The 22943-nt window shown below is 59.7% G+C and carries 13 protein-coding genes and 2 pseudogenes; 6 read left to right on the top strand and 9 right to left on the bottom strand.

Annotated features, from left to right (window positions below; translation table 11 throughout):
• Positions 1-43 precede the first annotated feature (43 nt).
• The 6 genes from tnpB to FHW96_RS24195 form a co-directional block, all read right to left on the bottom strand.
• Positions 44-385 (bottom strand): IS66 family insertion sequence element accessory protein TnpB, encoded by a 342-nt coding sequence (gene tnpB / locus FHW96_RS24220; protein WP_371815803.1) that lies wholly within the window; start codon positions 383-385, stop codon positions 44-46.
• The gene (locus FHW96_RS24215) at positions 382-729 is read right to left on the bottom strand and encodes a transposase (RefSeq protein ID WP_172343133.1); all 348 of its coding nucleotides are present in this window, start codon (positions 727-729) and stop codon (positions 382-384) included. Before FHW96_RS24215 ends, tnpB begins: the two co-directional genes overlap by 4 nt.
• Positions 730-956: 227 nt before the next feature.
• Positions 957-4442, bottom strand: a complete 3486-nt coding sequence (locus tag FHW96_RS24210; protein ID WP_172343132.1) for a YhaN family protein — start codon at positions 4440-4442, stop codon at positions 957-959.
• Positions 4429-5706 carry a DNA repair exonuclease gene (locus FHW96_RS24205; RefSeq protein ID WP_172343131.1) on the bottom strand — a complete coding sequence of 426 codons (1278 nt, stop codon included), beginning with the start codon at positions 5704-5706 and terminating at the stop codon, positions 4429-4431. The genes FHW96_RS24210 and FHW96_RS24205 overlap by 14 nt, the downstream gene beginning before the upstream one ends.
• Before the next feature lie 357 nt (positions 5707-6063).
• Positions 6064-6738: a DUF2971 domain-containing protein gene (locus FHW96_RS24200; RefSeq protein ID WP_172343130.1), complete on the bottom strand. Its 675-nt coding sequence runs from the start codon at positions 6736-6738 to the stop codon at positions 6064-6066.
• Between the two features lie 163 nt (positions 6739-6901).
• Entirely contained in the window at positions 6902-7792 is an 891-nt protein-coding gene (locus FHW96_RS24195; RefSeq protein WP_172343140.1) for a LysR family transcriptional regulator, read from the bottom strand.
• A gap of 115 nt (positions 7793-7907) precedes the next feature.
• On the opposite strand from FHW96_RS24195, the gene bla reads away from it, so the two are divergent.
• Positions 7908-8798, top strand: a complete 891-nt coding sequence (bla, locus tag FHW96_RS24190; protein WP_172343139.1) for a subclass B3 metallo-beta-lactamase — start codon at positions 7908-7910, stop codon at positions 8796-8798.
• 414 nt (positions 8799-9212) lie between these two features.
• Here bla and FHW96_RS24185 read toward each other — a convergent pair whose 3' ends face one another.
• Complete coding sequence (locus tag FHW96_RS24185; protein WP_172343129.1) at positions 9213-10247, bottom strand: IS110 family transposase; 1035 nt, start codon at positions 10245-10247, stop codon at positions 9213-9215.
• A 332-nt stretch (positions 10248-10579) separates the two neighbouring features.
• Here FHW96_RS24185 and FHW96_RS24180 point away from each other — a divergent pair, with 332 nt between their 5' ends.
• Both FHW96_RS24180 and FHW96_RS26360 read left to right on the top strand, forming a co-directional pair.
• Positions 10580-11242 carry a uracil-DNA glycosylase family protein gene (locus FHW96_RS24180; protein WP_172343128.1) on the top strand — a complete coding sequence of 221 codons (663 nt, stop codon included), beginning with the start codon at positions 10580-10582 and terminating at the stop codon, positions 11240-11242.
• 32 nt (positions 11243-11274) lie between these two features.
• Positions 11275-11538, top strand: a complete 264-nt coding sequence (locus FHW96_RS26360) for a hypothetical protein (protein WP_253951228.1) — start codon at positions 11275-11277, stop codon at positions 11536-11538.
• Positions 11539-11563: 25 nt separating this feature from the next.
• Here FHW96_RS26360 and FHW96_RS26870 read toward each other — a convergent pair.
• Positions 11564-11668, bottom strand: a pseudogene (locus FHW96_RS26870) (helix-turn-helix domain-containing protein); the annotation flags it as partial.
• A gap of 446 nt (positions 11669-12114) precedes the next feature.
• On the opposite strand from FHW96_RS26870, the gene FHW96_RS24170 reads away from it, so the two are divergent.
• Together FHW96_RS24170 and FHW96_RS24165 are read left to right on the top strand one after the other, a co-directional pair.
• On the top strand, positions 12115-13101 hold the full coding sequence (locus tag FHW96_RS24170; RefSeq protein ID WP_172343126.1) for a DUF1837 domain-containing protein: 987 nt from the start codon (positions 12115-12117) through the stop codon (positions 13099-13101).
• Positions 13102-15711 carry a DEAD/DEAH box helicase gene (locus FHW96_RS24165; RefSeq protein ID WP_172343125.1) on the top strand — a complete coding sequence of 870 codons (2610 nt, stop codon included), beginning with the start codon at positions 13102-13104 and terminating at the stop codon, positions 15709-15711. It abuts the gene before it with no gap.
• Positions 15712-16078: 367 nt separating this feature from the next.
• Here FHW96_RS24165 and FHW96_RS24160 read toward each other — a convergent pair whose 3' ends face one another.
• Positions 16079-21667: a DUF3320 domain-containing protein gene (locus FHW96_RS24160; protein WP_172343124.1), complete on the bottom strand. Its 5589-nt coding sequence runs from the start codon at positions 21665-21667 to the stop codon at positions 16079-16081.
• Positions 21668-22413: 746 nt separating this feature from the next.
• Between FHW96_RS24160 and FHW96_RS24155 the strand changes: the two are divergent.
• Positions 22414-22872 (top strand): annotated as a pseudogene (locus FHW96_RS24155) (ArdC-like ssDNA-binding domain-containing protein); the annotation flags it as partial.
• Positions 22873-22943: the final 71 nt, after the last annotated feature.

Below are 22943 nucleotides of genomic sequence, written 5' to 3'. Positions count from 1 at the left end.
CAAGGTGAAGCGGGAAAGCGCGGCCTCGGCAAAGAAATGGCGCCTAACCGGCGCTCTCTGGCCGCCAGGAATGCTGCGGGTTCCGCCAGTCGATGCCCTCCAGCAGGCAAGCCAGTTGCGAACTGGTCAGCGACACCATTCCGTCCTTGGCCGACGGCCAGATGAAGCGGCCTTTCTCAAGCCTTCTTGCGTACAGCGACATGCCGATGCCATCATGCCAGATGATCTTGAGGAGCGATCCAGCCCGGCCGCGAAAAACGAAAAGGTCGCCGCCATGGGGATTACGACCCAGCCCCTGCTGGACCTGCAAGGCCAAGCCCTGCATGCCTTTGCGCATATCGGTATGGCCCATGGCGATCCATACCCGTGCGCCAGATGGTATCACTGCAGCGCCTTCAGGACGGCAACCGCCAGAGCCGGGGAAGCGGCAGCAAAAATGCTAACCCGCCTGGTACCGGGTAATTCCACGATAACAGCCGGATCCTTGGGCTTGGATGGAGGAGGATTGTCAGAGGGCACGATCACAGCCTGGGCAAATTCAGCCATCTCGACCGGCTGCCGGAGCTTGCGGCGCCAAGTGTAGATCCGCGCCGTTGAAATGTCATGTTTACGCGCCACGTCGGCCACGCAGGTACCCGGAGCAAACGCCTCGGCCAATATCCGCAACCGCTCCTCATCATTCCAGTGCCGGCGCCGCTCAGGCCCGTTCATTACCGTGATCTGCCGCATCCCATCGCTCCTGAGAGTGCTCTCGAGAGCGCCCTTGAGAGCGTTTGACTACCGGCAAGGCAAGGCGGGGCCCGCCGGATGGGTACGGATAAATGGCGGACGACCAACTTCGGAAACTCAAGCAGGCGCTGCTCGATGCCGATGGTGCGTCCTCAACATGAGCCAATGGTAGGTGATGCTTGCCGGAATCGATGGCAGGCACGGCTACTTAGAAGGGCGGAACAACCTCACGCCGCACGATCTAGGTCGATGATGTTGGCAAGACCTTGTTGCACCAGCGGTTCGGCTAGGATCCGGACGCTGCGATGATGTGTGAACAGCAGAACCTGGTTGGTCTTGCCAAACTCGGCGAGCAGGTCGAGCGTGGACCGGCTGCGCTCATCATCGAAATGCACCAGAATGTCGTCCGCGATGAAGGGCAGTGGCTCCGTCGCACTGGCATAATTCTCAAGACTCGCCAGCCGGAACGCGAGGAAAAGCTGATCGCGTGTGCCGTCGCTCATGGTAGAGACTGCAGCAATACCGCCACTGGCTCGCCGTCCGACCACGACCGGATGGCCTTTGTCATCGATATCAGTCTCGATGCCGGCAAATTCACCGAGTGTCATCGCCGTGAACAGTTCGCCTGCCCGCGCAATGAGCGGATCTTGCTGTTCTGCGCGGATCGTTGCCATGGCAGTCGTCACCAATTCGCACGCAACCGACAGCTCGAGATAGCGTTCGAGGGCGAGATGCATCTGCGCTGCGGCCGCCTCGCGTTCAGTAACGGCGTGATTGACCTCGTTCTGGCTCAGATAGGCAGCAAGGTCGTCCTTCGCAGCCTTCTCGGCGAGAATGGCTGCCTCGATTTCGCTCTCGATCTCGGTAGCACGCGATGTCTGTTCGGTCAGTTCCGCGCGAACCTCATCGAGGTCGCGTTCATCCCATTCATCCCGCAAAGCAGTGAGATCAAGCTTGTCTCCCACGTCCGTCGCGGTGCGTTCCACCAGGGCGATCTCATCGCACAAAGTCATGCGTGCTTCACACCGTGATGCTGTGTCCAGAAGGACTCCATCATCGCTGCCATCGAGTTTTACCGAAGCCGCGAGTTTAGCCAGCACCTCCCGAGTGGTGCCGAGTGCCTCTTGTGCCTGATCAGCCTCGACCTTCGCCTCCTCAAAGTCTGGGAGTATCCCATCATATTGGGTTTGCGCAGTGGCGTTGTCGGTAAACCGGGCCAGCAGCATCTGGGCTGCAACCACACAGTCTTCGCCGATCTCGATTGCGAGTTCGGTCGCGAGGCTACTGACATCCTTTGTAAGGTTCGTCTCGTCTTCGTCCATGCGCTTTAGCCGTTGGCGGGTCTGCCCTATTGCCGAAAGGACACCGCGTGCACCAACCCATTCAGTCACCGCACTGATGGCATCTGTCGGCGAAATGTCGGGTTTGAGCCCCAGCGCACCTGTTGCCGTAGGCCATGCCGCGTCCCAGGCAGTCTGTGCGTCCGACAATTGTTGCACTTCCGTCGCAACCAGTTTGTGTTGCCGTTCGAAGTCCTCCCGGTCTCGCATGTCCCTGACATATCCGGCATGGGCCTGTTCGTGCAGGGAGATGGCGTTTTGCACCGCGCTGACTCGAGCTGAGAACGACAGTGTAGAATCGAGCTTGCGGCTCTGTTCGACCCGTTCGAGCAGCTCGACGGTCGGCGCAAGTTGGGCCACATCAAATGCGAGCGCATTCGACGCAGTGCGTAGCCGTTCCGATTCGTCCAGCACCAGCTGCCGAGCCTGGGCAAATTGAAGCAGTGAGGCCAGTTCCGGATGTTTGGCCTGTACTTGTGGGAAACTGTTTCCCCATTGCCCGGCGCGCACTTCTGACTGCGCGACAAGTGCGGCTATCTCGGCCTCTGCCACCGTGACGTCAGTCCTTGCGTCTGCCACGCGCCGCAATGCGAGTGCAAGTGATGCAGCCCGTTCTGCCTCTGCGGCTCGGCGATCGGCAAGTTGGTCCGCAGACACGATTGCCGATTCCAGGTCGTCGGCAACGGCAAGGCGAGCGGTGGCGTCATCGGGCAGATGTCCCGCGACATATGCCGATTTTATCGGCCGCCAAGCATCGGCGCGCAGAGTGCGCGCTTCGGCAAGTGACGCGTCACTTGCAATAGTCCCGGACGCTTGAAGCGAGCCAATCTCAGCCTCTCCGGTTGAAATTTCGCGTTCGGCCTGCCGCTTAAGCTTGGCCTGATCCTCGATCTGTGACGTTAACGTCTCGCGCGCGGCCTGCTCGCTGCGAATATCGTCAACGCTAGGGCATGGCAGGGTGGCAAGAACATCAATGGTATCGAAGCCCAGAGCCTTGAGCCGTCCGTTCAATGCTGCGTTGTCAGTATCCAGCGCCTGCTGACGTGCTTGGTGTGCTGACTTCTGGGCCGCAAGGCTAGCAAAGGCCGATGACGACGCCTCTGGCGGATCATTATGCCCTGCCTGGCGTGCCGTTTCCAAACGATCATCAATCACCGCAAGCGAAGCCACCAATTCGCCAAGGCGCTTTCTGGCAGAGGCTAGACCTGGACGGCGCTCCACCATTTCGTCGGCAGTCGAGCGCACAAGATTGAGGGCAGACTGGTCCGGGATCAGTGGTGCAAGGTCCGCATCGGCGGGCAGGCCAAGCATCCGGCGCAGCGCCGCTAGTTGAGCCTCGCCGTCATCAATCTCGCGCTGACGATTGGCACGATCGGACCGGGCCTTGCTGACGTGAATGGCGCGTTCAGCCAGATCACGCACCCGCTGTTCGGCGGCTTTAAGATCCGGGTTCACCACCAGCGCATCAAGCCGTGCCTTCAGGCGGTCCCGCCGCTCGATCGCGCCCTCGAGCCGCACTTCAGCCTTGTTGCGCTGGTCTAGGGCAGTCCGCATCTTGGCCGCGAAATCATCCGGGAAGGACGCGACATCGTGGTAGCAGACCAGATCCTGCGTCAGGCCGGCCAGCTGACGCAAGTGAGGTGCGACGCGCAGGACGCGCTCCAGCCGGGACGTCGACGCGCCGAGGCTGCGCCTCTCGATGCGCAGGGCCTCGAGCTTTTCCGCCGCGGCGAACGATGCCTTGCGCGTCTGCTCAAAGGTTTCCCGGCTAAGTTGAGCGCTGCGGGCCGTCTTATCGGCTGCCTCGAATGCCGTCAGTTGTTGGTAGAAGACACGGTTCACCGACCGTCTCGTATCGAAAAGCTTGTCCGCTTCGCTGCCGATACTTTCGAGGCGAGACACCAGCGTGCGCAAGCCGCCGCCGGCTTCGACGATCAGACGCCCGATGTCGCCATCGGCGTGAAGCAATCGCTCCCCGCCGTTCCGCAAGGTTTCGTGGTTCAGACCGAAGAGCGTTTCGAACCGCTCTCGTGTGATGGCGCCCAGCACCGGCGCAAGGACGGTGTCATCGAATGCTGTTCCAGAAAGGTCAGCCAGTGTCTTGCCGTTGCCCTTGCGGCGCTTGAGGGTCAACGTACCGCCATCGGCCATGAGCATCGAAGCCCCGATGCGCATGCCATCATATCCGAACAAGCTCCCGCGCTGGGTATTCTTGGGGATCGAGAACAGAAAGTCGCTGATCGCCTCGAGACAGGTGCTCTTGCCCGCCTCATTGGCTCCGTACACCACTGTGAGGCCAGCCGTTTTCGGAATGATGAGCTCGCGACTTGCGCAGCCGCCATATTTCTCAAGACTGAGTTTAGTCAGGCGCATGACCAGCCTCGCTGACTAGACTGCGCGCAAGGGCTGCGGCGCGTTCGGGTATCTCAGCGCGCATCTGCTCAATGAATGCATCGGCATGGGCTCCAGCGGGCAGTTTCGTCCGAATCTCGGCAAGCCGTGCTTCGAGAACTTGTGCAATCGCGCTGTCTCGGCTGAGGCGGGTCACTTCCTGATCAAGCTTTCCAGCCACCGTTGGATCTACGGCGTCTGGGGCCTCAGGATGGACCGTTTCCAACCTCAGCTTTTCGAGCCACACATCATCCGAGAGCGTTGCCAGCAATGTCTCCACGTCCTCGCGGAAGACGGCGCGCTCGAGGATCAATTTGGAATGAAGCGATGTCGTTCCCGTCACCGTCAGGCGCAGGGCAAGGGGCCGTCCATCGGCTTGCTGAACGCCTTGGGCGATCTGGCCGCGAATGAGATCCAGTAATTCAGGGTGTTCGCTCGTTCCCGACACATCAACTGTGATCGATGCCCAGCGCACCACATCCAGCGCGCGATGCTCGAGGCTGGTGACTCTGCCGTCATTGACCTTGACCAGGACGGCTCCCTTGGGGCCCGTCTCACGAGGGTGCCGGCCTTGAAGATTGCCGGGATAGACGATGTGCGGGTGCTCCCCGAGCACGGCATAGGCGTGGACGTGGCCCAGTGCCCAATAGTCATAGCCATGATTGGTGAGTTGCTCGAGCGTGCAGGGCGCATAGCGGGCGTGATGACCTTCGCTGCCCGCACAGGCCGTATGGAGAACCCCAATATTGAACATGGCCTCGGTTGATGCCGGATATTCGCGCGCCAGATCTTCGAAGACGTCCGGGCGGGGGAAGCTCCGCCCATGGATCGCGACCCCGACATCATCGAGACGATACGTGGTTGCTTTATTCTTGGGAAAGACATGGACATTGCCCGATAGGGACAGTTTGTCGGCAAAACGATTGGCGGAGTCATGGTTTCCAAGGACCATGAACACTGCGATGCCGGCTTCGCCCAGCCGGCGCATCCCTTCCATAAAATAAAGACCCGTCTGGAAGTTACGCAGATCGCCATCGAAAATGTCACCGGCCAACAGCATGAACCGGCAGCCCTCCTCGATCGCAAGGGAAACCAGGTTATCGAAGGCTTCGCGCGACGCCGCCTCGACGCGCACGGCATATTCCGCAGATTTACCCGCCAATCCAAGTAAGGGACTATCGAGGTGAAGATCCGCGGCATGAACAAAGGTGAATTCGGTCAATCGAAAGCCTCCGGTCACCAGCATGGCACGAACCACCCTAAAATGTCTCGTAAAAATCAGTCCATAGCATTTGAGGAAAGTGGTCTGAGCTCCACAATCTCGTCAACATCTGGTTCGCGGGCGGCCTTGGGATGAGTCGGTAGGTACCGATGCCTGGGGGGGCTGGCAAGATCCGTCATTCGGCCTGTTGCTTGGGAACGAGTGGAACGTCCCACGCCCCAGCATTCCACCATCTCAATGCCAGAATGAACCTACGACCGGTTTGGAAGCTCCGATCATGGGCGCTGAATGTCAGGAATGCAGGCGCGAGACGATTACGACCGCTGCAAGCGACATAGTTTGGGATATCTGGTGGTCAGACAATGCCTGGTCGGATTGGCATTAACGCACAGATCGAGATAGGGGCCGCCTTACTGTTTGGAGCTCCGTGACTTTCTCACAAGCATCCTTCCATTCGGCGTTGTTGATTAGCGAGGTGTGTATCACGCTTACATTGCCGCAGCCGGGAATTGATTTCAGAGCAGTTCGCATCGACTCGAACAGCGCGTCATTGATCCATGGATTCAAGATGATGCGCTTAATCCATCTCCGCTTAATAGGAACAACGTGGACGGACTTCTGTGGCCGGCTCGAGTGATAAAGGAGCCGAAACTCCTTCTCGTCGGAGAAGCCTTTGCGCTTGAGAAAAGGCAGTTCGTAGGCATTGATTTGTCTCCGGCGCTCCAACTGCTGAAGCGTCCGGTATTTCATATCATCCCACATATATGCCCGTTGCTCCACCAGCGATCCAAGCAGAGCTTCTTTGTCGATTTCGACGCAGACGCCCTCGTTCTCCCCGGCAAATACCTGCCAGTGATGATAGGTTTCGGCAGCCTGGGTGAAGCAGGCTGCGTAGATGCTTTTAGCCTTTACGCTGTCCTGAAACGCACCAAGGAAATGTGTATCGTTGGTGTCCTTCCATTTTGAAGGATCGAGCAGTGCCAGGCGCTCGTTGACAAGCATATCCACAGCGCTCGCAAGCGTGGTGTATCGCTTAAGCTTAGTTTCATCTGCCATAGCTTCCCCCTCAGGCGCATCTAAGCTTTTTGTGGAAACTTAGTAAACGTTCGCATGACTGAATGACTGCTTTCAGGACGCGGACCACAGCGACCGAACGACCGCAATTGGGGCTGAACAAGAATCGATCCGCCCGGCAGAACCCCATCTTTGCTGGCGCTCATTATTCAGAGCACCATCGAGCTTCTGCCGCCGCCTCGCGCATTAGCCATTGGCGGAAGGACCGCATGGCGTCACTTTCCTTGCGGGATAGCAGCCGCGTCAGCCAGTAGCGTCCGGCATCGACTGCAATGTCGAAGGGCTGGACCAGACGCTCGGCGATCAGTTCGCGGGTGAACATGGCTGCGGGCGCCAGCGCCACACCCAACCCGTTGGTTGCCGCCGCCACCATCAAGGCGGAGCTGTCGAACACCGGGCCGCGCAAAACGGGTTGCGGGCAGCCCGCCGCCTCGAACCACCGACGCCATTCATCGGGCCTGTACGAACGCAGCAGGGACTCCTGTGCGAGGTCGCGCGGACTGTTCAGGCGGGCGGCGATCGGCTGCGCGCAAAGCGGGGTCAGACTGGCCTCGAACAGAGGTTCGGCAAAGGTGCCATGCCAAGCGCCGTCTCCGAACCGGATGGCGAAATCGAGCGCTTCGGCCGCGATGTCGACGCGGTTGTTATTGGTGGAAACCCGCAGGTCAATGTGGGGGCAGGCGCGCGCGAAGCCTTCCAGCCTGTGGAGCAGCCAGCCGGTTGCAAAGGTGCCGACGACGCCGATGTTGAGCACGGCGCGAAACCGTCCGTCCGCATATTGGTCGAGAACCGCGCCCACCCGGTCGAACATGTCGGCCAGTACCGGCACCAGCGCCTGTCCATCATCGGTCAGCGCCAGGCCGCGCGGCAGGCGATGGAACAGACGCGTGCCCAGCCGCCGCTCCAGTTGCGCAACCTGATGGCTGACGGCCCCCTGGCTGACGCACAGTTCGATGGCAGCGCGGGTGAAGTTGAGATGGCGCGCCGCCGCTTCGAAAGCGCGCAGGGCGTTGAGGGGAAGCTGGGCGCGGTGCATGGCCAAACCATCAAGCAAACTCATGGCTCTGTCGAGAAATGATGCTTTGTTTCGACGCCTCCCCTGCCGCAGTTTTCCTTGCGAAGGAGACGTGCAGATGTCGAGAACACAATGGATGGCAGCGGGTACATTGGCAGCTTTGTTGGCCCCTTTCAGCCTGTCGGCGCAAACCGCGCAGGACTCGCTGACCAAGCCGATCATCGGTTCCCGTACCGCTGAATGGTTGGCCCCAGCGCCGCCTGAGAAGATCTTTGGCAAGAGTTATCTTGTGGGCTTTGGCGGCCTGAGCGTTGCCTTGATCGATACCGGGGCGGGCCTGATCCTGATCGACGGTGCCTTGCCGCAGGCTGCACCCGCCATCCTCAACAATGTCAGGCGGCTTGGCTTTCGCCCGCGCGACATCAAATATATTCTGAGCACCGAACCCCATTTCGACCATGCGGGCGGCATAGCCGCGCTGGCGCGCGATACCGGCGCGACAGTGCTTGCCAGCCCGCGCGGCGCGCAGGGGCTGATGGCCGGTCGCATGGCGGCCGACGATCCGCAGCGGGGCTATAATTCCTCATGGCCGGCGGTTGCGAAAGTGCAGGCGATCCGTGGCGGCCAGACGCTGCGGCTAGGCAATACGACAGTCACAGCGCTGGCGACGCCGGGGCATACGATGGGCAGCCTGAGCTGGCGCTGGCAATCGTGCGAAGGGCGGACATGCCGGACAATCGTGTTCGCCTCCAGTCTGAACCCGGTTTCGACCGACGATTATCGCTATACCGCGCCGCCCGCCCGCCCGATCGTCGCTGGTTTTCACAGCAGCTATGCCGTGATGAGTGCGACGCCCTGCGACATCCTGATTTCCGCCCACCCAGACAATGCGGGCAAAGGCCGATACAGCAACCAGCCGGGAGCCTGCCGCGCCTATGTCGAACGCTCACGCAAGGCTCTGGATCAGCGCATAAAATCAGAACGAGGCCAAACCCAAGCCGCTGAACGTCTGGAATCGCGGCGGTAATTTCCATCACGGCGAACTGGAAGCGGTCAATCCAACTTTCGCCGTTTCTATATGGTGCCGGGAACATCGAGTTACGGCCTGACTGAACGTTCTCGAGCGTTGCCGCGACCGGTGGCGACCAACTATCGTCGTTCCGATACGGTGCCGGGAAGGTCGTCTGTGGACGGCCCCTAAAGAAGCAAGCGGAAAATGAGGTCTGGCGCGTAGTCAGGTGCTCTCGTCTGTCCGGCCTCTGGATGCAGCCTTTGGCTGCGGGCCAGTATGGGAGTTCGCGGACCGGATCCACATCGGCTTAGCGCGCTTGGTTGGCGCTTCGACATTCCCTGGTTTTCCGACCCCGTCTAACCGACTGTTTTGCCATACCCTCCTTCGACCGCCTACGTCTCCGACGACCTCTGGTCTTTTGCCGCAGCGCTACGCCGCGACAGCGACCGGAGCTTTGTAATCTTCCTGCCTGGTCATGAGCGCCCAGGCGATGCGCGCCATCTTGTTGGCGAGCGCCACAGAGACCAGCATGCGAGGTTTTCGCGCCAGCATGCCTTCGAGCCATGAGCCTGCCGGTGCGCCACGCATGGTGGCTTGTCGCACCACCGCGCTTCCCCCGATGATGAGCAGTCGTCTGATCGTTCGCTCGCCCATTTTCGATATGCGCCCGAGTTTCTGCTTGCCCCCCGTAGGATGCTGGAGCGGGGCAAGACCCAGCCAGGCGGCAAAATCGCGCCCCTTATCGAACGTTGCGGCCTGTGGCGCGAGCGCCACGATCGCGGTGGCCGCGATCGGTCCGATACCGGGGATCGTCATCAACCGGCGCGCGACCTCATCCTCGCGGGCACGCCGGGCGATCTCCTTGTCCAGGCCGGCAATGCGGTGGTCGAGCACGGCGAGCATGTCGGTCATCACCGCAAGCATGGTGCGCGCCGCCTCGGGCAGCGAGGAGGCCATCTCCTCTTCTTCGATCAGGTCCGCCAGCATCGCCACCTGGGCCACGCCGCGCGGTGCGACCCAGCCATATTCGGCGAGATGGCCGCGCAGGGCATTGATAAGCTGTGTGCGCTGACGAACCAGAACATCGCGGGTCCGGAAGACCATGCCGGCAGCCTGCTGCTCCTCCGTTTTGATTGCAACGAAACGCATGCCCGGCCGCTGCGCCGCCTCGCAGATCGCTTCTGCATCGATTGCATCGTTCTTATGCCGTTTCACGAATGGTTTGACGTAGGCCGGTGGGATCAGTCGCACCTCATGTCCGAGCCGGGTCAGCTCGCGCGCCCAGTGATGCGCCCCGCTACATGCCTCCATTGCGACAAGGCATGCAGGCTGGGCAGCGAAGAAATCGAGCAACTTGCTGCGGCTCAGTTTGCGGCTGAACACCGCCACGCCGCGCTCATCGGCACCGTGAGCGTGGAACACATTCTTGGCGATATCCAACCCGATTGTGATAACCTGTGACACGGACGCCTCCTACAAGTGGTGCTTCAACACCTCCACCATGGCACATCGATGCCGTCGGGGGGCGTCCACCCCATCAGCTTACACCAACACTGGCCATTCCACGCGCCTCGCCCACCCCTGAACCAAGGACGGCTATCGGACCTCCCGCGTAACGGTCGCTGTGGCGGGAAAGTTAGGGGGAGCGAACGTTAACCGATAATCCAACCCCGGTCCTGTCTGCCCATAAGGCTTTCGGGATCGAGGTATGGGGCATTTATTATTTTTGCACTTTGGCCAGAGGCGGGCAATAAGATCAATAATAGAATGGCCCAAGAATGGATGACTGCTCGATCATGAATACCCCAGCGTCCGACCTCGAAGAGCGCATCAGGCTTGCCTATGAAGCGAGTGGCAATGATTTGGGCTGGCGCTTCCTATACAGTCCTGCCTCTGTCTTGAACGGAGCCGATGTTGCTTTCGTGGGGCTCAACCCCGGAGGATCAGAACCACAACCAGCCATCTTCTCCACCGACGCTGGCAGCGCTTATTGCTGCGAAAGCTGGGCCGGAGCTGAAAGCGGGAAGAGCCCATTGCAAAAGCAGGTCCAAGCCATTTTCGCGCGCTTAGGCGTCGCCCCTGAAAATGTGCTGGCTGGCAATTTCATCCCCTTCCGATCACGAGATTGGCGGTCACTCAAACAACCCGTCCAATCGTTAGAATTTGGCAGGGAAATTTGGCGAGACGTGCTGTCAACCGCCCGCCCCCGCGTCGTGATCACCATGGCGGGCCTAGTCACAAAAGAAATGGCAGCCATTCTAGGAATCAAAGCGATCCAAAAGCTCCCGATCGGCTGGGGAAGCGTTTCAGCATCACGCGGTGAAGCTAATGGTGTAACCCTGATCGGCCTACCGCATTTATCCCGGTATCGTGTGATGGGTAGACCTGAATCTCAGGCGAGTGTCGATCGGTTGTTCGAAGGCCTCTGGGCCCAAGGCGTTACAGCCAAGCAAGCATAAGCACTGATAGGCATCAAGAAAGTAGGCAATCCATGAGCCAAGAATGCCCAATTTGCCGCGCACACGTGGAAGAAAGCCCGCGCTACCCTCGCTATATCTGCGATAGCTGTGCAGAACGCGTTACCGATGCCGAGGGTCGTCGTTTAAAACTTTTCCAGACTGGCCCATTCGGTGGGTACGCAGCCGCCTATGCGGACAATTCAGAAACCTACGACAGCAATGAAGTCTATGTGAATGGCGTTGCTTGCTGGGCAGAGGAGGCACGCTTCGGGGGCATTGTGATCCAAGCTCGCTGACGCAAGCGCATTCGGGATGGGCTAGCGGTTTGCCAGCCTCGGCACGCTGGATCGTGGCAAGGCCGCAGCCCGTACGCGCAGCGAGATCTTCCTGCGTCAGGCCATTGTCGCGGCGGAGCGACTTGATCATCTTTGCGGTGGCGGTCATGTCGATCATCATACCTTGGGTATCCTCTTGCAAAGAGACACTTCTTCGAACCGGCGGCCATCACGCCACGTCGTGCGCGCATCAGGAAGCCATCAGCGAAATACTGGGTGAGGGCACGAAACTCGACGCGCGTCGCCGACAAAACAGCCATCTGTTCATGGTTCGAAAGTGTGGCTGCCAGCAACGATGAACTTTCTCCTCGCGTGTAGGCATCCAAGTGGGCGATCTGCAGACTCACCTCTTCGGGGGGGGGGCGCCCACCGCATCGTATCGCGCCTCGCTGTATTGAGCTTTCAATCATGGCCTTGTCATAGCAAGGCATATTATTGCGATATCCGGTGCATAACTGCAGGTTTATCTATGTTCTGGCTTGATATCGCCTGCTCGACCTCTGGAATTCTCTGAGGTTTAGTCGCTATCCTGTGTGGATGAACATGGTTAGCTCGAAGATACAAGCGGCGCTTCCAGATTCTCCCGCACTCGCGCGAGCATTTGAGCGTCTTGCTCGCGGAAAGCGGGCCGATCTCTTGGCTAATCTTGTCGAGCTTGAGGGGCACTGCGAATTGGAAGGTACGCAGGCCCGGACCCACTGTTATGCGCTTGCGCTCGACGGCATGGGCTGGCCGCGAAGCGATCTCCTCGTTGAGAGCATCTGCGACTTCGTCATTGACTATGCGATCCCACGATCCAAGATCAACGAGGCGGTAAAGTCTTGCGAGGAGGCAGGCCACCAAGGCGCGCTGGTCCGGCTCGCAAAAGAAGCCCGGTCGCTGTTCACACATCTCAATCAGTCGGGAGAGGGAGGCGAACTGCTGCTTTATTGTCTCGCCGAAACCCTACTAGGCTTTCCGCAGATCATGGCGAAGATGCATCTCAAAACAGCGCCGGAGCTGCATTACAATGGCGCTGATGGCGTGCACGCGTCGGTCGATCCGGCGAGCGGGCAGCTCTGCCTCTGGTGGGGCGAGTCGAAGATGCACAAGACCGCGACAGGCGCGATCCGCGAATGCATGGCGAGCTTGGTTCCGTTCCTGGTCGAGCCGCAATCCGCCACAGCCAAGCGTTCCCGGGATTTGCAGTTGCTGCGTTACGGGATTGATCTCGACGACAAGCTCCTCGAGCAGGCCATCAAAGCCTATCTCGACACCTCCAACCGTCTTTACGGCAAGCTGAAGTTCGGTGGGATTGGTCTCGTCGGGTTCAACGATGCCTGCTACCCGCCGCACCCGAAAAAAGCGGATGCTGATGCGATCGCCGAAGCGGTGACAAAGAACCTTGTGGCTTGGAAGACGTCGCTAGGCAAGCGCATCGACACGCATCAGCTGCGTGAAATCGACATGCATCTTTTCTTTTTGCCGTTCCCATCGGTAGATGCGTTCCGCAAGAAATTCTTGGCAGAAGTAGGAGCGCGATAATTGTCGCGGGCATCCTTGCAGGCGTGGCTGCTAGCGGACCGCTTCTTTCTCTCTGCGTTCAAGAACCTCGAGGTTGAGGCGGTGCGCGCCCAGTTCCCGCATCTAAACGTCTTTTGCTCCGAGTTCGATTTCGCGCCTAACTGGTCATACCTCCTCTTTTGCGCGAGCATCCTGGCGCCAAGCGATATCCCTGCGTCAGAAGAAACCGCGCTACGCATCGCGCAATCGGCGCTCCTCGACGATCGATGCTTAGCGCACGAGCGCGATGCAGCCCTCGTCGTGCTCGACGCTTTGTCCAACCGCATGGCAATTGATCTCGCACAGCGGCGCGGCAGGGTGACGGGCGGCGTAGAGGCGCGGCTAGGCCTCGCCCAGCGCATGGACTGGCTGCGACGTTCGCTTGAGAATGGGCTGGAACTGGCTGGCGGAACGATCCTTCACGCCAACAAATTCCAGCGGCGTTTTTGGACGGCCGCGCAGCGGGCATCGTGGCTTTCTGTTTCGGCGCCTACTTCGGCCGGCAAGTCCTTCATTCTGGCCCAATGGTTGGCCGAGGCCCTCCGCAGCGGCAAGGTTCGCCGCGTGGTCTATCTTGCGCCCACGCGGGCGCTTGTTCAGCAGGTCGAGAACGATTTGCGCCGTATATTGGCCGAGGCCGAACTGCTGGACGTCGAGATCAGTTCGGTCCCTTTTCGGGGTGTCGCCGGCAAGACGGAGCGTGAGATTCTAGTCTTCACGCAAGAGCGACTGCACTATTACCTGCAAACTTTCTCGCCAGGAGGCATCGACGGGCTGATCGTCGATGAAGCGCACAAGATCGGGGATAGTCATCGCGGGATCTTACTGCAAGACGTCATCGAGCAAATCGCAAAGGCGAACCCGCAAGCGACCGTCCTTTTTACCGCTCCGCTTGTAGACAATCCCGAGTTGATGCTAGCCGACGCCCCCGACGGCACGGTCGCGGAGCCGCTGCGCAGCGATGATGCCACGGTAAGCCAGAACCTACTTTTTTTGGAGCCCGACCAGGAAAATCCGAACTGCTGGCGCATGACGCTTCGCCGCGGTGAAGCCAACCGGTTACTGGGCTACTTTGAAACGCCGCACCGGCTAACAACCCCCGAGTCAAAACTGGCTAGGCTCGCGGTCTTGGCCGATACTGGCGAAGGCGGCATCCTGGTCTATGCCGACGGTGCGGCACAGGCTGAGGGTATTGCCGGAGCAATTGCGAACTTGCTACCTGAGATCCCCGAAAATCTGCGCGTCAGGGCCCTGGATGAACTATGCAAAGACACCATCCACAAGGACTATCGGCTTCGCGAGGTTTTGCGAAAAGGGGTCGCATTCCATTACGGAAACATGCCGCTGCTCCTGCGGACCGAGATCGAGTCCTTGTTCCGGGACGGACATGTTCGGTACATGGTATGCACCTCGACACTAGTCGAGGGCGTCAATCTTCCCTGTCGTAGCATCATCGTCCGTGCTCCCAAAAAAGGCTGGGGCATAGACATGCCGCCGGCGGATTTCTGGAATCTTGCCGGCCGTGCGGGGCGATGGGGCAAGGAATTCCAGGGCAATGTGATTTGTATCGACACGCAAGACATCAATGCTTGGGGGGAAACCCTACCCAACCGCCGCAGCCGATACAGGGTCGAGCGGACCGCGGATCGGCTGCTCAACGACGAGACGCGCCTGATCGAATATCTAGATGCCGGTGCGCCTAGTGATAAGGCAAAGAAAAGTCAGGACTTAGAAGCGGCGGTATCGTACCTGACGGCGATCCGCAGGCGCCATGGAACTCTGATGGATGCTCCTTGGGCCGGACGGATATCGGGAGCGGCGCTAGCTAGGATCGACGAAGCGTTAGGCAGTGCGCTTGATCCTTTCGACCTGCCTAACGAGTGGGTCGGCCGGCATGCCGGGATCAGTCCATTCGCCATGCACAGAATGCTTACCGCACTGCAAAACCTTAAGCAGCCGATCGACGATTTTCTGCCGCTCGAACCCGAGGAGGAGGACGCGGCCAACCAATATGGACGTATCTTCCAATTGATGGGCCACCACATGACGACGGCATTCGGGCAAGGCAAACGATGTCAGGCGCTCGGCATATTGACCACCAACTGGATGCTTGGACATCCGATAAAGCGCATCATCGCGGCACGCATCGACTGGAATCGACGAAAAGGGATCAGCCAGAGGACCGCCACCACGATCCGCAGGACGCTCGAGGATGTCGAACAGATCGCCCGCTTCCAGGCGCCTCGATATCTCGCCTGTTACAGCGACCTCGCTCGGCACGTCCTCGAACTCGCGGGCAGGAAGGACAAGATCGAAGCGATCCCTGATCTTACCCTTTCCCTTGAATTCGGAGTTCGTGGTCCGGTACAGCTCGCGTTGATGGCGTTGGGCCTTTCGCGTTCCTCGACGTTGGCGATCGCATCGACCGTTTCTTCGCACCTTGCGCCAGAACAGATTCGGCAGCTTCAGACTGAGCCTTCCACCGTGATGGTTGCGCTCCAACGCCTGAAGCCAGACGAGATGAATCTGCCCGAACTAGTGCGAGACGAGATTGTCCGACTGCAGGTTATTTTCGCGCTCAAGCAATCGTAAATTGGGAAGGCGTGATCACACCCAGTGATTATGCCGTTAGCCGCGCTCAACCCAATCGCGGCGGTCCGTCCATTCTTCACCCTTAGAATGGCGGGTTCTGGCATAATCTGCCGTTTCCAAGCGGGATGACGGCCGGCGGCTTCGTCCCACTTCTTTCCATTCACGATGAGCGGCGAGCTCCCGGACGTATGGCAAGTTATGACGGGCACAATTCGGGCAGGAAACGTCAGGTATTGCAGCGGTTCCTGGCTACTACCCAAACAAACGGGCCAAGTTCGAAGTGAATTTCGACAGCAATGACGATCTGACATGCCACTAAAAAGGATGAATAGATCCTGCTTCGTAGCGACGGTCAGGCTGTCAACAGCTAAGCCACAACAAAAACTCCTGCTTGTTCCACAAGACCTCCTGACGCTGCCAGGCGAGTGATTTCATCCTCGATTCTTTCCCTTACCACTGAACTGGTCGCCTTGTTCCCTAGCGCCCGCGACACGGCCTGCACAATCTGATCGCTGGTCGCACCAAAGTTGGTGCGCACAACATCTGTAATTGCAAGCACAAGTTCAGCAGGCGGCAAGCGATCGGCGCGGCGCAGGGTTGATGAGGCAGCAGCACTTCTATCCCGAACGGTTACGGGGGCTCCTGGGATCGAGAGGAACGGCCCGTTCCGTTCAATGCGCCCGGTCTTGAAGGCCACATCGGCAGCGCCTTCAATGACCGTCTGGATGCGACCGCCGGCACGTTTCAGCCCCCAAGCTGACCGAATGCGCTCGATCACCTCGTCAATATGTACCGGTCCTTCGATCCTGACCGCCTCCTCGACGAGCCCGGTCAGAATGCCAGTGGGTGTTTCGTGCAACTCCTCCGTCAGGTGTGCAGGCCGGCACAATATGGCCTCTTCATAGAGGTTCGAAGGCTGATCGTCAGCCGTCACATCCGCGTGGACAAAGCCCATCTCGGTCACATCTTCGCGCTCGACGCTGAAAATCTCGACAGGCACGGCGCGGAGGGGACGATTGGATGCCTCCATACCATGCTCGGCCTTGGCAGCCTCAACCCGCGCGATAATGAGGTCCAGTTGTTCATTCGGTCGGTGGAACCAATCGGTGCTCCAGACGCGGTGAATGTTCCAGCCGTGGCTTTCCAGTACAGATTGACGCAGGCGGTCGCGGTCGCGCGCCGATCGGGCATCGTGATAGGCTGCCCCGTCGCATTCGATACCCAACAGATAGCGGCCGGGCATTTCTGGATCGGCAACGGCAAGGTCGATGAAAAAGCCTGCAAGGCCGACCTGACGGTGGACCTGATAGCCGCGCGCCTGAAGCGCCTTGGCAACCTGCTCCTCAAACACGCTGTCATGATCGCGCCCGGTGCTTTCGGCCATGGTCATCCGGCCGGTACGCGCGAAGTGCAGGAACAGGCGAAAAGCAAACACGCCCTTGCGGCTCTGGGCAAAATCAGGATCGATGTCCTCATCGGTCATTGACGAAAAGACTTCACAGCGCTGCTTTGCACGGCTGATCAGAACGTTCAGGCGTCGCTCGCCGCCCTCTGACCCCAACGGGCCAAAGCGCATCGGCACCCGCCCGCCCGGTGTCGTGGGACCATAACCGACCGAGATGAAAATTACATCCCGCTCATCTCCCTGCACATTTTCAAGGTTCTTGACGAAAAAGGGCTCGGAGTAGTGGGCTTGGAAGAAGGCTTCCACTTCCGGCGTCGCTGAACGGCGCAGCAATTCGAGCTGGTCGAGAATCGCCCGTCGCTGCGACACCGAGAAGGCCGCCACACCGAGAGACAGGTCCGGATGGTCGCGGGCATGAGCAATAATCGCCTTGGCGACGATCTTCGCCTCAAGCTGGTTCGTCCTCGTGCTTCCCGCATCGAACAGCCCTTCTGCGATGTGGTGGAAGCGCAGTCCCATACCCGCTTCGGCAGTGTAAGGGCTAGGCACGATGAACAGCTTGCTCTCGTAAAACTGCCGATTGCTGACGGCAATCAGCGATTGATGCCGACTACGATAATGCCAGCGCAGCATACGCATGGGCAGGCCACGCGCTGAAAACAGCCCAAGGATGCTTTCAATATCGCCGACCCGGCCGCCATCATCGTCATCGTCGTTGCTGGCGTTGCCGGTCATCTTCGAGAAAAAGGCTGTGGGCGGAAGTTGCTTGGGATCGCCCACAACGACAACCTGCTTAGCTCGGGCGACAGCGCCCAGCGCATCCACCGGTTGAATTTGGCTCGCCTCGTCCATCACCAGCAGGTCAAATTCAAACGCGCCGGGGGCAAGGAACTGAGCAACGGAAAGCGGGCTCATCATAAAGACAGGCTTGAGGGCCTGTATGGCCGGTCCCGCCTTTTCCATGAGTTTGCGAATCGGCATGTGGCCGCGCTTCTTCTGCATCTCCGTCCTGAGCGTCCCGAGCGGGCCAACAGGCAGGCCGCCGTCCCGGGCGGGAAGGCGCTGGTGATGCGCGCGCGCGACCTCCAAACTGGCAGAAGCGATCCGCTGACGATCAAGATCGGCAAATTCACGCGCTAGGCGGCCATGCAACGTTCCATCGAAACGGCCAAGCTCGGGATGTTCACGGACTTGGTCGGCGTGGACCGCCTCAAAATAGGCCATTTCAAAAGCCGGTATGACCGCTTCAGGCACCAATCGCCCATCCTCAAGCCGCGCCACAACATCGCTGCACCCCAATGCACGGGCACGGTCAGCACGATCACGGTAAGCTACCCATTTCGACAATTGCTCGCCGCCAGTGGCCCATTCTTCAAGCCGCTGACGGAGCTGAACGAATGACACTGCCGCCAGATCTGAAGTCCCGAGAGCAGCGGAGGTATCGCAATGCAGATCACCCATCAGCCCGCTGATATCCGCAACGAAACCCTCACCGTCACGTTCGAGCCCATTGGCGACGGGCTCCAGCGCTTGCCGGTCCACGACACGACTGGCCAGCATCCGAATGTCGCCATTGCCGTTGATCCAATTGGCCATGGAACTGAGGTCCGCCCAGGCCGATGCACATCCTTGCCAATTGACGTCAAACGCCGATTGCCCCAGACTCTCATTATCAGCGAGGCTTGCAGCGCGGCGCTGCCCTTCTGCAAGATCGTCCAGCGTCTCAAGGCGAAGGTTCAGGTCGGTTGGAACCTCAACCGCGACCACCGCGCTTGCCTGATCGGCTGCATTGAAATCGCAAACCGCGCCATGCAGGGCTGACAAATCTGCCCGCTCTGCCGTCAAGGCGTCGCCAAACATCAGCTCTTGAGAAGGCAAATCGTTCCAAAGCATATCGATCACGGGCAAAACTTCAGCCAGCAGGGCTTCCGTGCGCGCCATACGCATACCGATTTCATCACGGTCGGGACGTTTGGCTGCGACAATTCGAGGCTCCGCGCCCAACCCCTTCAGCGACCGCATCCATTCCACCAACGCAAACAGCGCCGTTGAAGCTGAGCGATCGCCGCGCCAATCGCTTCCGAAAGCGCTCCGCGCGAAAGTCTCATCACTTTCAATGGCACGCCGCGCAATCTGCCCTTCGGCCAGCGCATCGAGTTGACTGAGAGTTTCATCCAGCGGCTGATCCGGATTGGTCAGGACGGTACGAACGAGGCGGTTGGCATTGCGCCAATTGCCACTCAAGATTTTGAAGAAGCCGGTGCCATGCGATGCCAATGTCGCCCGCGCCGTTCTCAACTCCATCGACCATGCCGCTTCGACAAGCCCGCTGCCAATTGCACCACGAGCCGCTTCGAGCCGCTGCACGGCCTCGGCTATGTCGCCCGCGCGTTCAACACCATTGTCCCACAAGTCGGCAGCAAAGGCATCTGCGCTGACTTCCGGCGCAGCCACCACACGCTCACCCACACGCAAAAAGCGCTTGATGTCGGCGAATGTCACGGGAGCTTCACGCCCCATGGATCGCGCGAGCGCATCAGCCTCGGCCTTCAGGCGTGGCAACTTTTCTACCAGCAAAGACAGTCGGGCGAATGCTGCGGGCGAGAAGGTGGCAGGGAGTTTTCCGAGTTGCAGACGCGCGTCCGCAAGATCCGTTTCCCATGCGGCGTCGCTGTAGGTTGGCGCCAACTTGGTCCTCAGCGAGGCGTAGCGCGTGCCGGTGTCAAGCAGGTCGGCAATATCCTGGCCCCGGTCATCCCATGCGGGCGAGCCGAGAGCCTGCGCAGACAAGGGCGGTGCACTGGCAATCCGCCACGCCAATGCGATCAGCGTATCCGTTTCCTGCAAACTGGGCGCCGCATTGCGTTCGAGAGTCGCGGCGAGCGCGGCCTGATCGGCATCGAATTGATCCAGCCGTTCCGCCAGCGCGACAAAGCGACTGGTAAATCGTTCGACCTCCATGGGGGAAGCAGAAGCCAGCCCAACGCCGCGCCAGACATGATCGGCAGGTTTGCCGATCACCTCAACCCGCTCGACCAACTCGGCCAAGATGCCGTGCCGTTCAGCGAAACCGTCTGCCGACCATGTTTCAGGAGCATCAAGCGCAATGTCGTTGGGCTGTTCGCCGCCTAGCCGCAAGCGGGCCAACTGTCCGATCACCTGATAAGGGGTCAACGCACTGGTCGCATGGAGTCGGTGCATACGCGCGGCATGGTCGTTCAGCAGGTCTCTGGCCTCTGTCAGACGCGCATGGAGCGAGCCCGGATCGCTGCCCTTCGGCGCGCCCAATTCCCATGTCCGGCGCAGTTCATCCAGCACTGCACGTTTGTTCGCCTTATTGCTATGCAGTTCCAGACAGGCATCGCCAACGCCCGTGGCATCGAGCCTGCGCTTCACAACCTCTAGCGCAGCCATCTTCTCTGCGACAAAAAGCACCGTTTTGCCGTCGGCGACGGCCGAGGCAATAATATTGGCGATTGTCTGGCTCTTTCCTGTTCCAGGCGGCCCCTGAATCACCATGTCCCGACCGCGACGGACCTCATGCACAGCCAGAGCCTGACTGCTGTCGCTGTCCAGGATATGCAGCATCTCTGCCGGCGGAATGAAGGGATCGATCTTAGCGTCTTCAGGTATCATCTCGTCGGCACTATCAAACCCATCGGCGAGCAAACCACGCACCAGCGGCCTTTCGCTAATCCGCGCATGATCCGGCCAGGTTGCCGGATCGAGATCCCGATACATCAGGAATTTGGCGAAAGAGAAAAAGCCGAGTGCCATATCGTCATGCAGGACTGCCCAGCCGACCTTCGCCGCGACCGCATCGGCAACCTCGTCCATGTAGGCGATCGGCTCGAAATTGTCGGTCGCCTCAAACGCGGGCAGACGAATACCATGCACCCGGTCAAGGTAGGCTTCGAGCGAAAGGTTGGAGGCGAACTCTTCTGGCCGCGCGCGAAGTTTGAATTTCTCACCGGCATTGCCGCGCTCCAGAGATACTGGGATCAAAAGTAGCGGCGCGAAGCGAATGTTGGCAGCGTTGGTGGGGTCAATCCATTTGAGCATGCCGAGTGTCAGATAGAGAATGTTGACGCCCTGCTCCTCTTCCAACGTTCGCGCGTCAAAATACAATTCGAGCAGGCGCTTCTGGAGCCCTTTAGGAGTCAGTCGGGTTTGCAGACGGGTGTCGGCGTGGCGGCCGAAAACGCCACGCTCGTCAGCAACGTCATCTTCAGGCTGGGCAAGATCCAAAATCTCATCCGAATCGTCCGCCGCCGCCTCGCCGACATCTGTATCGTGTGCTGCTTTTCCGGCCAGAAATGTAAAAACCTTGGCTTCACGAACGAGCAGCCTGAATATCTCAGCGCTTTTCTCGTCGACAATTTCTATCGATCGGGCACTTTTCGAGGCGCGCGGCAGATTGAGCAGTCTGTTGCGAGCGGAAAGATCGAGCAACTCCATACGAGCGCGATCCAACTTTTCCGTGATCGGCAGATCGCTTTGGAACACCGAAGTCGTCTCGACATCGGACTGCGGAATCATAGTTGTGGCCATGGAATACCCCCTAGGCCCATCGTGCTAATTATGCTTTCTTAAGTCCAGCGATTAATCTGTTAGGTGTCGCTTGGGGGTATGTGACACCGCCGGTCGAAATTAACCATGTCGTTCTCGCAGTTAGCGGACTCAAAGCCAGAGGGCATCATGGTCAGTATTGGCAGCAGGGCGACGTTCACTCTCATCCGGATGCTAAGGCCTTTAACTTGCGCGCCGCTAAGCGCTGATCTAACTGAAGGCATATTGGTTCCTGACGGTCGCCCAAGTCGTCCGCAAATTGTGAAATGCTGCCCAGGGGTGGCCGGTCAGTTGCTATCATTCTGAACTGCGGCCCGACTGGGCATGTGCCTCTGACGATCCGTTGAAAATTTGTGGGGCCATCCTGCCCGCCGCTTTCGCGCCGTCCATGACCAGGCTCCAGGGCTCCTCCGGCGCCCCCGGACCACAATTCTGCGTTCCGTCCCTTCGGGTGACGATCCTTTGTCCAAAGTCCTGAAGTTCTGCTGACGCCGCGCGTGCCGCACGGCGGCGTTGGTGTGGCCTTCCCCTCGGATCGCGGGTGGGCGGCGCGCCCTTTTGGGCGGTCCCGTCCGGGCTGCAAGCCGGTCATGCTTCCCGGCTCCTCCACGCTGTTGCGGCCGGAGGTGCAGCCCGGACCTGTGGTCCCGCCCTGTCCGGCGCTGGTGCCGCCCACCCACGCTCCAAGGGGAAGCCGATGTGGTTTGGGGTGGCGCAAGGAGGATACCATGCGTCAGACAAGCAAATGTCGCGTTGCGGGCGAGGGTGAAGCACCGCGCGGCGGGAACCGTAATGCCCTTTACGATGAAGTGACAGCAAAGATCATTGCTCAGCTTGAGGCGGGCCGCTTTCCATGGGTGCAGCCATGGGGGACGGTGGAAGGTGTGGGGCAGGGCGGCCTGTGTCCCGCGCTGCCGCATAATGCGCTGACCGGCAGGAGCTATTCAGGCGTCAATGTCCTGTTGCTCTGGGGCAGCGTGATCGAGGGCGGCTATCCCTCCCAAGGCTGGCTGACCTTTCGGCAGGCGCTGGAAGCAGGCGGGAATGTCCGCAAGGGCGAGAAGGGCGTGACGGTGGTCTATGCCGACCGCTTCACCCCGCAGGCCGAGAAGGCACGCGCGCAGGAAAGCGGCGAGGATGCAAGGTCGGTTCCCTTCCTCAAGCGCTTTACCGTCTTCAATGGTGCGCCGTAACGGCGGAAGTATAAAGGAGCTCTACCATGAGTAGATGATCTTGCTGGCTATAGATCATGCCCACT

It is taken from the genome of Novosphingobium sp. SG751A, from assembly GCF_013149295.1.
Taxonomy (GTDB): domain Bacteria; phylum Pseudomonadota; class Alphaproteobacteria; order Sphingomonadales; family Sphingomonadaceae; genus Novosphingobium.
This window is presented reverse-complemented; position numbering and strand designations above follow the sequence as displayed.

What these genes read in the sequence shown, in the direction of transcription:
- FHW96_RS24170 (WP_172343126.1), top strand. Translation starts at nt 12,115, where the DNA reads ATGAACATGGTTAGCTCGAAGATACAAGCGGCGCTTCCAGATTCTCCC.
- FHW96_RS24160 (WP_172343124.1), bottom strand. Translation starts at nt 21,667, where the DNA reads ATGGCCACAACTATGATTCCGCAGTCCGATGTCGAGACGACTTCGGTG.
- FHW96_RS24205 (WP_172343131.1), bottom strand. Translation starts at nt 5,706, where the DNA reads ATGCTGGTGACCGGAGGCTTTCGATTGACCGAATTCACCTTTGTTCAT.
- FHW96_RS26360 (WP_253951228.1), top strand. Translation starts at nt 11,275, where the DNA reads ATGAGCCAAGAATGCCCAATTTGCCGCGCACACGTGGAAGAAAGCCCG.
- FHW96_RS24195 (WP_172343140.1), bottom strand. Translation starts at nt 7,792, where the DNA reads ATGCACCGCGCCCAGCTTCCCCTCAACGCCCTGCGCGCTTTCGAAGCG.
- FHW96_RS24210 (WP_172343132.1), bottom strand. Translation starts at nt 4,442, where the DNA reads ATGCGCCTGACTAAACTCAGTCTTGAGAAATATGGCGGCTGCGCAAGT.
- FHW96_RS24180 (WP_172343128.1), top strand. Translation starts at nt 10,580, where the DNA reads ATGAATACCCCAGCGTCCGACCTCGAAGAGCGCATCAGGCTTGCCTAT.
- bla (WP_172343139.1), top strand. Translation starts at nt 7,908, where the DNA reads ATGGCAGCGGGTACATTGGCAGCTTTGTTGGCCCCTTTCAGCCTGTCG.
- FHW96_RS24200 (WP_172343130.1), bottom strand. Translation starts at nt 6,738, where the DNA reads ATGGCAGATGAAACTAAGCTTAAGCGATACACCACGCTTGCGAGCGCT.
- FHW96_RS24215 (WP_172343133.1), bottom strand. Translation starts at nt 729, where the DNA reads ATGCGGCAGATCACGGTAATGAACGGGCCTGAGCGGCGCCGGCACTGG.